Source organism: Mycolicibacterium elephantis DSM 44368 (assembly GCF_004014805.1).
Taxonomy (GTDB): domain Bacteria; phylum Actinomycetota; class Actinomycetes; order Mycobacteriales; family Mycobacteriaceae; genus Mycobacterium; species Mycobacterium elephantis.
Window position 1 is genome coordinate 31,463 of record NZ_ATDN01000014.1, and the last position, 12,603, is coordinate 44,065.

General features: G+C 68.6%; 11 protein-coding genes. 5 read left to right on the forward strand and 6 right to left on the reverse strand.

The genetic code is table 11. The features are described from left to right. Positions 1-249, reverse strand: coding sequence for a DUF2630 family protein (locus MELE44368_RS11565; RefSeq protein WP_128108611.1), 249 nt, complete (start codon positions 247-249; stop codon positions 1-3). Here MELE44368_RS11565 and MELE44368_RS11570 point away from each other — a divergent pair. After that, positions 230-655 (forward strand): FKBP-type peptidyl-prolyl cis-trans isomerase, encoded by a 426-nt coding sequence (locus MELE44368_RS11570; RefSeq protein ID WP_276050599.1) that lies wholly within the window; start codon positions 230-232, stop codon positions 653-655. The two genes, MELE44368_RS11565 and MELE44368_RS11570, sit on opposite strands and share 20 nt — an antisense overlap. 76 nt (positions 656-731) lie before the next feature. On the opposite strand, the gene MELE44368_RS11575 is transcribed toward MELE44368_RS11570, so the two are convergent. Further along, positions 732-2,078 carry a HAMP domain-containing sensor histidine kinase gene (locus MELE44368_RS11575; protein WP_128108613.1) on the reverse strand — a complete coding sequence of 449 codons (1,347 nt, stop codon included), beginning with the start codon at positions 2,076-2,078 and terminating at the stop codon, positions 732-734. Continuing rightward, positions 2,078-2,779, reverse strand: coding sequence for a two-component system response regulator PrrA (prrA, locus tag MELE44368_RS11580; RefSeq protein WP_046749998.1), 702 nt, complete (start codon positions 2,777-2,779; stop codon positions 2,078-2,080). The genes MELE44368_RS11575 and prrA overlap by 1 nt, the downstream gene beginning before the upstream one ends. 139 nt (positions 2,780-2,918) lie before the next feature. On the opposite strand from prrA, the gene MELE44368_RS11585 reads away from it, so the two are divergent. The 3 genes from MELE44368_RS11585 to MELE44368_RS11595 all read left to right on the forward strand — a co-directional run bounded on the left by MELE44368_RS11585 (position 2,919) and on the right by MELE44368_RS11595 (position 8,781). Then, positions 2,919-4,841 (forward strand): ABC transporter ATP-binding protein, encoded by a 1,923-nt coding sequence (locus tag MELE44368_RS11585; protein WP_128108614.1) that lies wholly within the window; start codon positions 2,919-2,921, stop codon positions 4,839-4,841. 134 nt (positions 4,842-4,975) lie between these two features. Then, on the forward strand, positions 4,976-6,943 hold the full coding sequence (locus tag MELE44368_RS11590; RefSeq protein WP_409366117.1) for an ABC transporter ATP-binding protein: 1,968 nt from the start codon (positions 4,976-4,978) through the stop codon (positions 6,941-6,943). Next, positions 6,940-8,781, forward strand: coding sequence for an ABC transporter ATP-binding protein (locus MELE44368_RS11595; protein WP_128108616.1), 1,842 nt, complete (start codon positions 6,940-6,942; stop codon positions 8,779-8,781). The genes MELE44368_RS11590 and MELE44368_RS11595 overlap by 4 nt, the downstream gene beginning before the upstream one ends. Before the next feature lie 2 nt (positions 8,782-8,783). Here MELE44368_RS11595 and MELE44368_RS11600 read toward each other — a convergent pair whose 3' ends face one another. Beyond that, the gene (locus tag MELE44368_RS11600) at positions 8,784-9,896 is read right to left on the reverse strand and encodes an epoxide hydrolase family protein (RefSeq protein ID WP_128108617.1); all 1,113 of its coding nucleotides are present in this window, start codon (positions 9,894-9,896) and stop codon (positions 8,784-8,786) included. Positions 9,897-9,993: 97 nt separating this feature from the next. On the opposite strand from MELE44368_RS11600, the gene MELE44368_RS11605 reads away from it, so the two are divergent. Beyond that, a complete protein-coding gene (locus tag MELE44368_RS11605; protein ID WP_128108618.1) occupies positions 9,994-10,242 on the forward strand; it encodes a hypothetical protein in 249 nt (82 codons plus the stop codon). A 6-nt stretch (positions 10,243-10,248) separates the two neighbouring features. On the opposite strand, the gene MELE44368_RS11610 is transcribed toward MELE44368_RS11605, so the two are convergent. Continuing rightward, entirely contained in the window at positions 10,249-10,941 is a 693-nt protein-coding gene (locus tag MELE44368_RS11610) for a hypothetical protein (protein ID WP_409366118.1), read from the reverse strand. Positions 10,942-10,997: 56 nt separating this feature from the next. Further along, a complete protein-coding gene (locus MELE44368_RS11615) occupies positions 10,998-12,467 on the reverse strand; it encodes an acetyl-coenzyme A carboxylase carboxyl transferase subunits beta/alpha (RefSeq protein WP_128108620.1) in 1,470 nt (489 codons plus the stop codon). Positions 12,468-12,603 lie beyond the last annotated feature (136 nt).

A 12,603-nucleotide genomic window follows, 5' to 3' on the forward strand; every position in this document is an offset into this window, starting at 1 on the left:
TCAGCCGAGATAGCCTTCGACCTCGTCCGGAGGACGGATCTGAGCCTCGCGGGGATCGCCGCCGGACTCGCGCAACGCCCGTCGCTGCCGCAGCAGATCCCAGCACTGGTCGAGCGCGATCTCCAACGCGCGCAGCCGTTGGTGCTCCTCGGACTCGTCGATCTCACGGTGCTGAAGCTTGCTGCGCAGCTCCTGCTCCTCGGCGACAAGCTTGTTGACCTGAGCCAGAATGTCGTGGTCCGTAGTCACCGGTCCAGTCTGCCCGACTAGCGTGGAAGCGGTGAGTGCAACTTCAGGGCAGAAGCCCGAGATCGAGTTTCCCGACGGACCACCACCGGCGGACCTGGTCATCACCGACCTGGTCGTCGGCGACGGTGCGGAGGCGGTGCCCGGCGGGACCGTCGAAGTGCATTACGTCGGCGTCGAGTTCGACACCGGCGACGAGTTCGACAGCTCGTGGGGTCGCGGCGAGTCGATCGAGTTTCCGCTGCGCGGGCTGATCCAGGGCTGGCAGGACGGCATCCCCGGGATGAGGGTCGGTGGCCGTCGTCAACTCGTCATCCCGCCCGAGCAGGCCTACGGTCCCGCCGGCGGTGGGCACCGGTTGTCCGGCAAGACGCTGATCTTCGTCATCGACCTGCTGGCCACCCGCTAGGTTCCCGCGAACGTTCCTTACCACTCGAACATTCGTCGAAATTTCGAGTGGTAAGGAACGTTCGCGCGGAAGGAACCTAGTCCCGCACCCCGGGTAGCTTCAGCAACAACCGGGCGCCACCGAGCGGGCTTTCGGTCAAAGTCGCCGTGCCACCGTGCAATTCGGCTTGCTGGGCGACCAGCGCCAGGCCGAGTCCCGAGCCGGAGTGCGACGCCGTCGACCCGCGGGAGAACCGGTCGAACACGACGTCGCGCTCTTCCTCGGGAACACCGACCCCGTCGTCGTCGATGGCGATCTCCACGCCCTCACGCGAGCTGACCGCCGACAGCTGCACCCTGGTCGCGCCGCCGTGCTTGACCGCGTTGGCGATCGCGTTGTCCACCGCGAGCCGCAGCCCGGCGGGCAGGCCGACGATGATCACCGTCGGCGCGGGCACCAACGACACGTCGAGATCGGGATACACCCGCATCGCGTCGTGGGCGGCGCGGTCGAGCAATTCGGTGATGTCGACGGGCACATGGTCATCCGACGTCGACAGTTCGCCCTGCGCCAGCCGTTCCAGCGCGCTGAGTGTGGCCTCGATGCGCGATTGGGTGCGGATGACGTCGTTCACGACCTCTTTGCGTTGCTCCTCGGGCAGATCCAGGGTGGCGAGCACCTCGAGGTTGGTGCGCATCGCGGTCAGCGGGGTGCGGAGTTCGTGCGCGGACACCGACGCGAAATCGCGGGCCGACGCCAGCGCGGCCTTGGTTCGGTCCTGCTCGTTCCAGATGCGCTGCAGCATGCCCTTCATGGCATCGGCGATCTCGACCGCCTCGGTGGCGCCGCGGACGTCGATGTCCGGATCGGCGTCTCCGGCGTCGATGGCCCCGGTCTGCTGCGCCAGCCGTTTGAACGGACGCACCGCGAACGCGGCCAGCACCCAACCCCCGAGCGTCGCCGCGCCGATCGCCAGCGTGCAGATGATGATCACCCGCCGATGCAGGTTGTTGATGTCGGCGATGGTCGCGTCGTAGGTGGCGCCGACGGCCACCGACATCGGGCCGGGGTAGTAGGGGATGTCGACCGTGCGCACGCGGTAGCGCACCCCGTCGACGTAGGTGTCGGCATAGCCGGAATCCAGCGGCGGCAGTACGACGTCGGAGTTGGACGCCACCTGGTCGCCGCGCCGCACGGTGATCACGACGTCCTGGTTGTTCGGCGACTTGGGGATCTCCTCGAGACCCTGCGGTAGCAGCGGGATCACGAACCCGGCTGCCTCGTCCAGGCGGCGGTCCAGCCGCTCGTTCCACGCGTCGGTGATACCGAACCACACCACCGTCCCCGCGATGACGACGACGATCGCGGCCGCGATAGCACTGGTGAACGCCACGCGTTGACGCAGTGAGGGAGTCCGCCGGAAGATCCGGGACAACAGGTCCATCACTGTGTCCGCAGGACAAACCCCACGCCACGCACGGTGTGCAGAAGCCGAGGCGCGCCGCCGGCCTCCAGCTTGCGGCGCAGGTAGCCGATGAACACGTCGACGACGTTGGTGTCAGCGGCGAAGTCATAGCCCCACACCAGCTCGAGCAGCTGCGCCCGCGACAGCACCGCGGTCTTGTGCTCGGCCAGCACGGCCAGCAGGTCGAATTCGCGCTTGGTCAGGTCGACGTCGACGCCGTTGACGCGCGCCCTGCGGCCGGGGATGTCGACCTCCAGCGGGCCGACCTGGATGGTCTCCGAGGAGAACGTCGCCGTCGAGCCGCGCCGGCGCAGCAGCGCCTTCACCCGCGCGACCAGTTCGGCCAGCACGAACGGTTTGACCAGGTAGTCGTCTGCCCCGGCCTCCAGCCCGGCGACCCGGTCGTCGACCGAACTGCGCGCCGACAGCACGCAGACCGGGACGTCGTTGTCCATCGCGCGCAGGGCGGTGACCACGCTGACTCCGTCCAGCACCGGCATGTTGATGTCGAGCACGATCGCGTCCGGCCTGGTCTCTGTCGCGCTGCGCAGCGCTTCCGCGCCGTCGACAGCGGTCGCCACGTCGAACCCGGACAACCGCAGGCCGCGCTCGAGCGAGGCCAGCACGTCGGGGTCGTCGTCCACCACGAGCACCCGGGGCGATGCAGCAGCACTTTCCATATCCACAATCTTGCCTGAAACGACGGGCGAACCGCGGGAAGCTGCGCATTCGGCCCGGCTGATCTGCGCCGATACGGCCCGCCACGCCGCCCGCCGGAACATTTGACCTCATCTTTTGTTGAGGTTCTACGGTGAATTCATGAGTATCGAGACGGTTGCCCGGCAAACCCTGTACCGGCAGGCGCACGCTCGCGGCGGCGACCTGCGCTCGCTGGCCAACCGGACGCTGCTGCGGCGGATCTGGCGGTTCGCGCAGCGCCATCACCGCAAACTGTGGGTGTTCGTCGCCGCCAGCGTGGTGAGCGCGCTGCTCACCGTGGCGACGCCGCTGCTGGCGGGCAAGGTGGTCGACGCGATCGTCGACGGGTCCGCGCCGCGCGTCGTGGTGCTGCTGGCGGCCGTGATCGCGCTCGTTGCCGTCGCGGAGGCGGCGGTGACGTTGGGGACGCGTTGGCTGTCGTCGAACATCGGGGAAGGGCTGATCTTCGACCTGCGCACCGCGGTGTTCGACCACGTGCAGAGGATGCCGATCGCGTTCTTCACCCGCACCCGCACCGGCGCGCTGGTAAGCCGGTTGGGCAACGACGTGATCGGTGCCCAGCGAGCATTCTCCGACACGCTGTCGGGCATCGTGTCCAACGTCGTGACGCTGACGTTGACGCTGGCGGTGATGCTGTCGATCTCGTGGCAGGTCACGCTGCTCTCGCTGTTGTTGATGCCGCTCTTCACCGTGCCCGCGCGACGCATTGGCGCCAAGATGGCGGACTTGTCGCGTGAGAAGACAATTCACAACGCGACGATGAACACCCAGATGACAGAACGGTTTTCCGCACCGGGAGCGACGTTGGTGAAGCTGTTCGGCAGCCCGGCGACCGAATCCCAGGAGTTCGCCGTTCGCGCCGGGCGGGTGCGCGACATCGGGGTGAAAACCACGATGCTGCAGTCGGTGTTCATGAACTCGCTGACCCTGATGTCGGCGTTGGCGCTGGCGTTGGTGTATGGGCTCGGCGGGTGGCTGGCCATCGGCGGGCACCTGCAGGCGGGTGCGATCGTGGCGCTGGCGCTGCTGTTGACGCGGCTGTACGCGCCGTTGACGGCGCTGGCCAGCGCGCACGTCGAAATCGCCAGTGCGCTGGTCTCTTTCGAGCGGGTCTTCGAGGTGCTCGACCTTGTCCCACTGATTCAGGAGCGCCGCGACGCCGTCGACGTGCCCGCAGGCCCGGTCACGGTCGAGTTCCGCGACGTGCGGTTCTCCTACCCGTCCGCCGACAAGGTGTCGCTGGCCTCGCTGGAGGAGGTCGCGGTGCTGGACACCCGCGGCGGAGACGAAGTGCTGCACGGTGTTTCGTTCACCGCGCAACCGGGCCAGGTGGTCGCGTTGGTCGGGTCGTCGGGTGCGGGCAAGTCGACGATCGCGTCGCTGCTCGCCCGGCTCTACGACGTCGGAGCCGCGGACGCGGCGACATCGGACAAAGGCTCGGGATCCATCAAATTGAACGGCATCGATGTGCGCGACGTGACGTTCGCGTCGTTGCAGGACACCGTCGGGGTCGTCACCCAGGACGGGCACCTGTTCCACGAGTCGATCCGGTCGAACCTGCGGCTCGCCGCCCCCGACGCCACCGACGCGCAGCTGTGGGACGCGCTCGAACGCGCCCGGCTGGCCGATGTCGTGGCCGCCATGCCCGACGGGCTCGACACCGTGGTGGGGGAGCGCGGCTATCGGCTCTCCGGCGGGCAGCGGCAACGGCTCACCATCGCGCGCCTGCTGCTGGGCTCGCCGCGGGTGGTGGTGCTCGACGAGGCCACCGCATCGCTGGACTCGTCGTCGGAGGCCGCCGTCCAGCAAGCGCTCGACGAGGCGCTGGCGGGACGGACCTCGATCGTGATCGCCCACCGGCTGTCCACGGTGCGCGCGGCCGACGTGATCCTCGTCGTCGAGGACGGCCGCATCGTCGAGCAGGGCAGCCACGACGAGCTACTGGCCCGGGGCGGGCGCTACGCCGAGCTGTACGAGACCCAGTTCGGCGACCAGGCCGTGCGGGAGTGGCCTGCCGCATGACCCCCGTATTCCGCCGAGATCGACGTTTTGCACGTTCTTACTCGACTTTTCCCGCCCGTTTGTCCCTTTCGGCGAGCTGGCGTAGGGGTTAACCGGTTGCTGCCCATGGGAAGATCTACCAAGTGGTTGACGCCGTGACCCTGCGCTCTGCGCCCGCTATCGCCCCACCGCCCCAGCGCCGACGTACCAGCTCGGACCTGTGGCGGCTGCTGCCGTACCTGCTGCCGTACCGGGCGCGCTGGATCGCGATGGTCACTGTCGCCATCGCCAGCCTTTCCGCGACGATCGCTGTTCCGCTGATGACCAAGGCCGTCATCGACGGGCCGGTACGCGAGCAGGACCCGCAGGGGCTGTGGCTGCTCGGCAGCGCGGCCATGGGCGTCGGCGTGTGCGAGGCCGTGCTGTGGTTCATCCGCCGTTGGCTGGCGGCCCGCGCCACGATGGGGGTGGAGGCCGACATCCGCAAGGACCTCTACGCCCGGCTGCAGATCCTGCCGATGAGCTTCCACGGCCGATGGCAGTCGGGTCAGCTGCTGTCGCGAATCATGAACGACCTCGGCACGATTCGTCGGTTCATGTCGTTCGGTCTGCTCTTCCTGCTGCTGAACACCCTGCAGATCACCGTGGTGACCGCGATCCTGCTGGTGATGTACTGGCCGCTCGGCGTCATCGTGATGTTGTCGATCGTCCCGATCGCCGGCACCGTGCTGCACTTCCAGCGCGAGTACACCCGGCTGTCGCGGCTGGCGCAGGACCAATCGGGCCACGTCGCGACGCATGTCGAGGAGTCCGCGCTCGGGGTGCGGGTGGTGAAGTCGTTCGGCCGCGAGGACTACGTCTACGACCGGTTCGACGAGCAACTCACGAACCTCTACGACACGCAGGTCAACCGGGTGGTGGTGTCGGCGAAGTTCTGGACCCTGCTGGAGATCATCCCGAACCTGACGCTGATCGTGGTGCTCGGTTTCGGCGCTTACGCCGCCGGCCACGGCTACGTGACGATGGGCACGCTGGTCGCGTTCATCACGATGATGCTGTCGCTGGTGTGGCCGATCGCGTCGCTGGGCTTTCTGCTGTCGATGACGCAGGAGTCGTTCACCGCCGCCAATCGGATCGCCGAGATCTTCGACGCACCAATAGAAATCACCGACGGCCCGCACGACGAACCGCCCCGCGAAGCGCGCCTGGAGCTCATCGACGTGGGCTTCCGGTTTCCCCCGTCCGGCGAACCGGACACAGCAGCCGGGCCCGGCGACGATTGGGCCCTTCGGCACGTCAACGCCGTCGTCGAACCCGGCGAGACGATGGCGCTCGTCGGGGCCACCGGTTCGGGCAAGTCGGTGCTGACCGCGCTGTTGTCGCGGCTCTACGACGTGACCGAGGGCCAGGTCCGCATCGACGGCCGCGACATCCGCGAGTTCTCGCTGTCGGCGCTGCGCCGGACGGTGGCCACCGCCTTCGAGGACCCGACGCTGTTCTCGATGTCGGTGGCGGAGAACCTGACGCTGGGCCGGTCCGCGGACAACCCGGCCACCGACGAGGAGATCGCCGAGGCCGTCGAGGTCGCCGCCGCGCAGTTCGTCTACGACCTGCCGTTCGGTCTGGACACCCGCATCGGCGAGCAGGGCATGAGCCTGTCCGGCGGCCAGCGGCAGCGGCTTTCGCTGGCCCGGGCGATCCTCGCGCAGCCCAAGATCCTCGTGCTCGACGACACCCTCTCGGCGCTGGACGTGCACACCGAGGCCGTCGTCGAGGAGGCGCTGACCCGGGTGCTGCACGACGTGACCGCCATCGTCGTCGCGCACCGCGCGTCGACGGTGCTGATCGCCGACAAGGTCGCACTGCTGCAGAAGGTCGACGGCTACGGCACCATCACCCACATCGGCACCCACGCCCAGCTGCTCGCCTCCGTCCCGGAGTACCGCTACCTATTAGCGGCCGACAGCGAATTTGGGGCACTCGACGACCGCGCCGAACGTGTCTGCGCCTGGCAGGACGACGAGGACCGCAGCCGGCTGGGCCTGGCGTACGAGGAGCAGGAGGTGCTGGACCAGGATCGCGTCGCGCAGCGGTTCGTCACCACGGAATCGGAGGGCCGATGACCGTCGTGGCGGGCCGGGCCGACCCCGGGTGGCGCGGCAAGTTCGCCGAGGAGCAACCCGACGACCTGCCGATCGACGAGAGCGTGCCACGGCGCCGCGAGGCCCGGCTGCTGCTCTGGTCGCTGTTGCGGCCATACCGCGTGACGGTCGCGTTGCTCGCCGTGGTCGTGGTGGTGGAAAACGTTGCGCGCCTTCTGGTCCCACTGCTGGTGCAGCGCGGCATCGACCATGGCATCCCGCCGATCGTCGAGGGCGGGCCCGCGCACACGCTGCTGATGATCGTCGCGGCGCTCGGGGTGGTGGTGCTGATCCAGGCCATCAGCAGAATGTTCTTCCTGCGCCGTTCGGGCCGCATCGGGCAGAAGGTGCTGCTGGAACTGCGCCGCCGGGTGTTCCGGCACTTCCAGCGTCTCGACATCGCCTTCCACGAGCGCTACACGTCGGGGCGGGTGGTGAGCCGCTCCACCAACGACGTCGAGGCCATCCAGGACATGCTCGAGACCGGCTTCGACAGCCTCGTCACAGCCGTGCTCACCCTCTTCGGCACCGCGATCCTGCTCGTGACGCTGGACTGGCGACTGGGCCTGATGTGCCTGGGCGCCTTCCCGATTCTGATCGGGTTGGTGTGGTGGTTCCGCGAGGAGTCGGCCAAGACGTACCGCAGGGTCCGCGAGAGCGCCGCGCTGGTGATCGTGCAGTTCGTCGAGACCATGACCGGCATCAAAGCCGTGCAGGCGTACCGGCGCGAACCGCGCAACCAGCAGATCTTCGAAGACATCGCCGATCGCTACAAGGACGACAACGAGAAGACCTTCCGGCTGCTCGCGATCTTCATGCCGGGCGTCAAACTGGTCGGCAACATCACCACCGGTGTGGTGCTGCTCTACGGCGGCTACCGGGTGCTCAACGACCAGATGACGATCGGCACCCTGACCGCGTTCCTGCTGTACCTGCGGATGTTCTTCGAGCCGATGCAGGAGATCAGCCAGTTCTTCAACACCTTCCAGTCCGCCGCCTCCGCGCTGGAGAAGCTGGCGGGTGTGCTGGCGCAGCGGCCCGGCATCAAGGACCCCGAACACCCGGTCGCGCTGGATCACGTGCGCGGCGAGATCTCGCTGACCGACGTGCAATTCGAGTACGTGCCGGGCCGGCCGGTGTTGCCGGGCCTCAGCGTCGACGTGCCGGCCGGGCAGACGGTCGCGCTGGTCGGCACCACGGGCGCGGGCAAGACGACGATCGCCAAGTTGATCGCCCGGTTCTATGACCCGACGTCGGGTTCGGTGACGCTGGACGGCGTCGATCTGCGCGACGTCTCGCAGTCGGAGCTGCGCCGCCACGTCGTGATGGTCACCCAGGAGAACTTCATGTTCGACGGCACCATCGCCGACAACATCCGCTTCGGAAAGCCCGACGCCACCGACGAGGAAGTGGCGGCCGCGGCCGCGGCGGTGGGCGTCGACCGGTTCATCGATTCACTGCCCGACGGCTACGACACCGACGTCGCCAAGCGCGGCGGCCGGCTCTCGGCGGGCCAGCGTCAACTCGTCGCGTTCGCCCGGGCGTTTCTCGCCGACCCCGCCGTGCTGATCCTCGACGAGGCGACGTCGTCGCTGGACATTCCCAGCGAGCGGATGGTGCAGCGGGCCCTGGAGACCGTGCTGGCCGACCGCACGGCGCTGGTGATCGCCCACCGGCTGTCGACCGTGCAGATCGCCGACCGGGTGCTGGTGCTCGAACACGGCCGCATCGTCGAGGACGGCGCACCTGCGGACCTCATCGCCCGCGACGACGGCCGCTACGCCGCGCTGCACCGGGCGTGGGTGCAGTCACTGGCCTGACCTCAATGCCGGAAGCCGTCGAAGAACGTCGCGACGTCGTCGACGAAGAGCTCGGGCTGTTCGAACGCGCCGAAATGGCCGCCGCGCGGCATCGTCGTCCAGTGTGTGACGTTGTAGTTGTTCTCACACCAGCTACGCGGGGAGCGCAGGATCTCCTTGGGGAACGCCGCGACACCGGTGGGCACCTGTACCGGCTCGCTGTCGCCGAAGCTGGCGAAGCTCTCCCAGTACAGCCGCGCGGACGAGGCGCCCGACGCGGTCGCCCAGTAGAGCATCACGTTGTCGAGCAGCTCGTCTCGGCTCAGCACGTTCTCCGGATGGCCGTCGCAGTCCATCCACGACCAGAACTTCTCGACGATCCACGCCAGCTGCCCCACCGGCGAGTCGACCAGCCCGTAGCCCAGCGTCTGCGGCCGGGTCATCTGTTGCTTGGAGTAGCCCGAATCCCACTTCTGGTAATAGTCCAGCCGCTCGAGCGCGGCCAGCTCGTCCTCGGTCGGGTTGGAGAGATCACCGGGCTGCCCGAGCGGCATGTTGAGGTGGATCGCGACGCACCCGTTGCCGCCGGCGGCGTCGCGGCCGAGCTGGGTGGTGACGGCCGCTCCCCAGTCGCCGCCCTGGGCGCCGTACCGCTCGTAGCCGAGCCGGCCCATCAGCGTGGCCCACGCCGCGGCGATCTTCTCGACGCCCCACCCGGTTCGTGACGGCTTTCCGGAGAAGCCGTACCCGGGCAGCGACGGGCACACGACATCGAACCCGCGCTCGGTGAGCGGCTCGATCACCTTGTGGAACTCGACGACCGAACCGGGCCAGCCGTGGGTGATCAGCAGCGGGAACGCGTTGTCGCGACCCGACCGCTGGTGAATGAAATGGATTGCGAGCCCGTCGATCTCGGTGGTGAAGTGGTCGAACCGGTTCAGCGCAGCCTCACGGGCCCGCCAGTCGTAGGTGTGCGCCCAGTAGTCGGCCAGCTCACGGGTGTAGGCCAGCGGGATGCCCTGGCTCCAGTCGTCGACGCATTCGGCCTCCGGCCACCGCGTGCGGGTCAGCCGCTGGCGCAGGTCGTCGAGGTCGGAATCGGGAACGGCGATGTGAAACGGGGTGATTGCGGCCATGCCGCATGCTCCCACGGATTTCGCGCCTGCGGTCGCGCCGTTTCACAGCCGGCAAGAAACCGGAGCGGTTCACCCGAAAACCGGGTATTGCTGTGCCATGACCATCTCGACCGACGATGTGCGCCGATTGCTGCACGCCGAGGACAAGAACGCCGTCTTGGTGTTGGTGGAGGGCCGCACCGAGGTGATCGGTGCCGGGCAGCTGGCGTCGGACAAATACCGCGGCGCGTTGGAGGTGATCTCGCGTGAGGACCTGCTGGGCCGGGTCAGCGCGGGGGCCTCCGAGCGCGAGCTGACAGAGCAGGCCGCCATCCTGGACTCCGCGGTCTCCGAGCTGGGCGGCTGAACCCGCCTACGCCTCGATCTCGCCTGCGATCCGGCGCTCGATGCTGGCCCTGGTCACCGCCGGCAGCACGATCAGGCCGTCGAGTTCCTTCTGGGCCCGGGCATAGGCGCTCTTGCGTTCCTCCTGGGTGGCCCCGCGGTCGGTCGCCAGCCGCAACAGGTGCTGGGCTCGCTCCAGGCGGTCCTGGTCCTCGGCCGAGAAGTCGCTGCGCCGTCGGCGGATCGCCTCGGCCTCGGCCAGGTCGAACGCCGCCACATAGTCGTGGACCGCGTCCCGATACTCGAGTTGTGCGGCGCGGTCGCCGAGGATGTCATCGACGGTGTCCGGTCGCAGCAGATCCGCGCGGCTGCGGGCCTTGTGGAAACCGATGGTCAACGGATCGCGCAGATCGGTCATCATCGGAAAGTCCAGCAGTTTGGCGATGTCGATCTCATAGTCCAGCCAGCGGGCGTCGGTGCGGTCATGGCGCTGCAGCACCTTCGTCATCTCGCGGCGGTTGGCCGCTTCGTTCTCCCGCGTCTTACCCGCCGCCTCGGCCAGCGCGATCTTGGCCTGCTGCTTGATGCGGTAGCGCTCGAGCCGGCGCTCCGCACGGCGTTCGTTGGCCGCGGCGATCGCTCGCACGCTGCCGCCGATCGCCCCGCCGAGCGGAAAGATCAGCCACCAGAAGTTCCCCGCGAAATGCAGCAGAGATTCCACAAACGCCAGCATGCCACTTGTCGCCGACGGCCCGCATCGGCCGAAATCGCACAGCCCTACAACCCGATGTGGCGGTACCGCCGCAGCCGGGTGTTCAGCCGTTCGTCGTCGGGGATCGAGCGCAGCGTGTGGAGTTCGTTGGCGATCGTGGCCGACAGCCGCCGGGTGAACTCAACCGGCTCGTCGGCGGCATCCGGGCGTTCGGGCACGATTGCGTCGACGATCCCGTGGCGCAGCAGGTCCACTGAGCGAATGCCTTGTGCCGCAGCGAGTTCCGGTGCATGGTCGACGTCGCGGAACACGATCGCGCTGGCTCCCTCCGGCGGCAGCGGAGCCAGCCAGCCGTGCAACGCGGCCAGCACCCGGTCGGCGGGCACCATCGCCAGCGCAGGCCCGCCGCTGCCCTGGCCCACCAGCACCGACACCGTCGGCGTGTCCAGCGTGACGAGTTCGGCCAGGCACCTCGCGATTTCGGCGGCCAGCCCGCCCTGCTCGGCATCGACGGTCAGCGCGGGCCCGGCGGTGTCGATGATCAGCACCAGCGGCAGGGTCAGGCCTGCCGCCAACGCCATCCCGCGGCGCGCTTCCCGCAGTGCCGCGGGTCCGACCATGCCCCCGACCACCCGTTGCTGACCGAGGACGACGGCGGGCTGTCCGGCGAACCTGGCCAGCGCCAGCAGCGTCGTGGCCGCCTCGCCGTGACCGGTCCCCGACAGCAGCACCTGGTCGGTCGTCCCGTGCCGCAACAGATATCCGACGCCCGGCCGGTCGGGCCGCCGCGACGCCTGCACCGACTCCCACGCCGGCACGTCGGGCAGCTGTTCGGGCGCGGGCGCCGGTGGCGGCGGGCCGGCCGGATCGGCGACCACCCTCAGCGTGCGGTCCAGCGTCTCGCGCAGCGTCTCGAGCGGAACCACGGCGTCGACGACGCCGTGCCGCTCGAGGTTCTCCGCGGTCTGGATGCCCGGCGGGAACGGTTCGCCGTAGAGGTGTTCGTAGACCCGCGGGCCGAGGAAGCCGATCAGCGCTTCGGGTTCGGCGGCGGTGACGTGGCCCAGCGAGCCCCACGACGCGAACACACCGCCGGTCGTCGGATTGCGGAGGTAGACCAGGTACGGCAGGTGCGCCTTCTTGTGCAGCTCGACGGCGGCGGCGATCTTGACCATCTGCAGGAACGCGACCGTGCCTTCCTGCATGCGGGTGCCACCCGAACTCGGCGATGCCACCAACGGCAGCCGCTCGGCCGTGGCCCGCTGCACCGCCATGGTGATGCGCTCCGCGGCGGCCACTCCGATCGAGCCGGCCAGAAAGTCGAACTCGCACATCACCAACGCCACGCGGCGGCCGAAAATCGTGCCCTCGCCGGTGACTACCGACTCGTCGAGGCCGGTCTTCGCCGCCGCGGCGGCCAGTTCGCGTCGGTAGGAGTCGGTGGTCGCGATCTGCAGAGGCTGGGTGTCCCAGCTGTGAAACGAGCCGTCGTCGAGGACGGCATCACGCAGGGCAAGGGCGCCGATGCGGCTCACCCGATGAGGCTAACGCGGGCGGCTCGCGGCCAGCGGGTCCTCCGATCGTAGGAGGGCGCCTCATCACCTACTGGGCGCGATCGCAGGATGTTCGCGCAGGTGAGCGCTTTTTACGGTCATTGCGTGACCGCAACAC

Bases quoted from the DNA above. Each gene is read 5' to 3' on its own strand.
- MELE44368_RS11570 (WP_276050599.1), top strand. From the start codon at position 230: ATGTCGTGGTCCGTAGTCACCGGTCCAGTCTGCCCGACTAGCGTGGAA.
- MELE44368_RS11575 (WP_128108613.1), bottom strand. From the start codon at position 2,078: ATGGACCTGTTGTCCCGGATCTTCCGGCGGACTCCCTCACTGCGTCAA.
- prrA (WP_046749998.1), bottom strand. From the start codon at position 2,779: ATGGAAAGTGCTGCTGCATCGCCCCGGGTGCTCGTGGTGGACGACGAC.
- MELE44368_RS11585 (WP_128108614.1), top strand. From the start codon at position 2,919: ATGAGTATCGAGACGGTTGCCCGGCAAACCCTGTACCGGCAGGCGCAC.
- MELE44368_RS11595 (WP_128108616.1), top strand. From the start codon at position 6,940: ATGACCGTCGTGGCGGGCCGGGCCGACCCCGGGTGGCGCGGCAAGTTC.
- MELE44368_RS11600 (WP_128108617.1), bottom strand. From the start codon at position 9,896: ATGGCCGCAATCACCCCGTTTCACATCGCCGTTCCCGATTCCGACCTC.
- MELE44368_RS11605 (WP_128108618.1), top strand. From the start codon at position 9,994: ATGACCATCTCGACCGACGATGTGCGCCGATTGCTGCACGCCGAGGAC.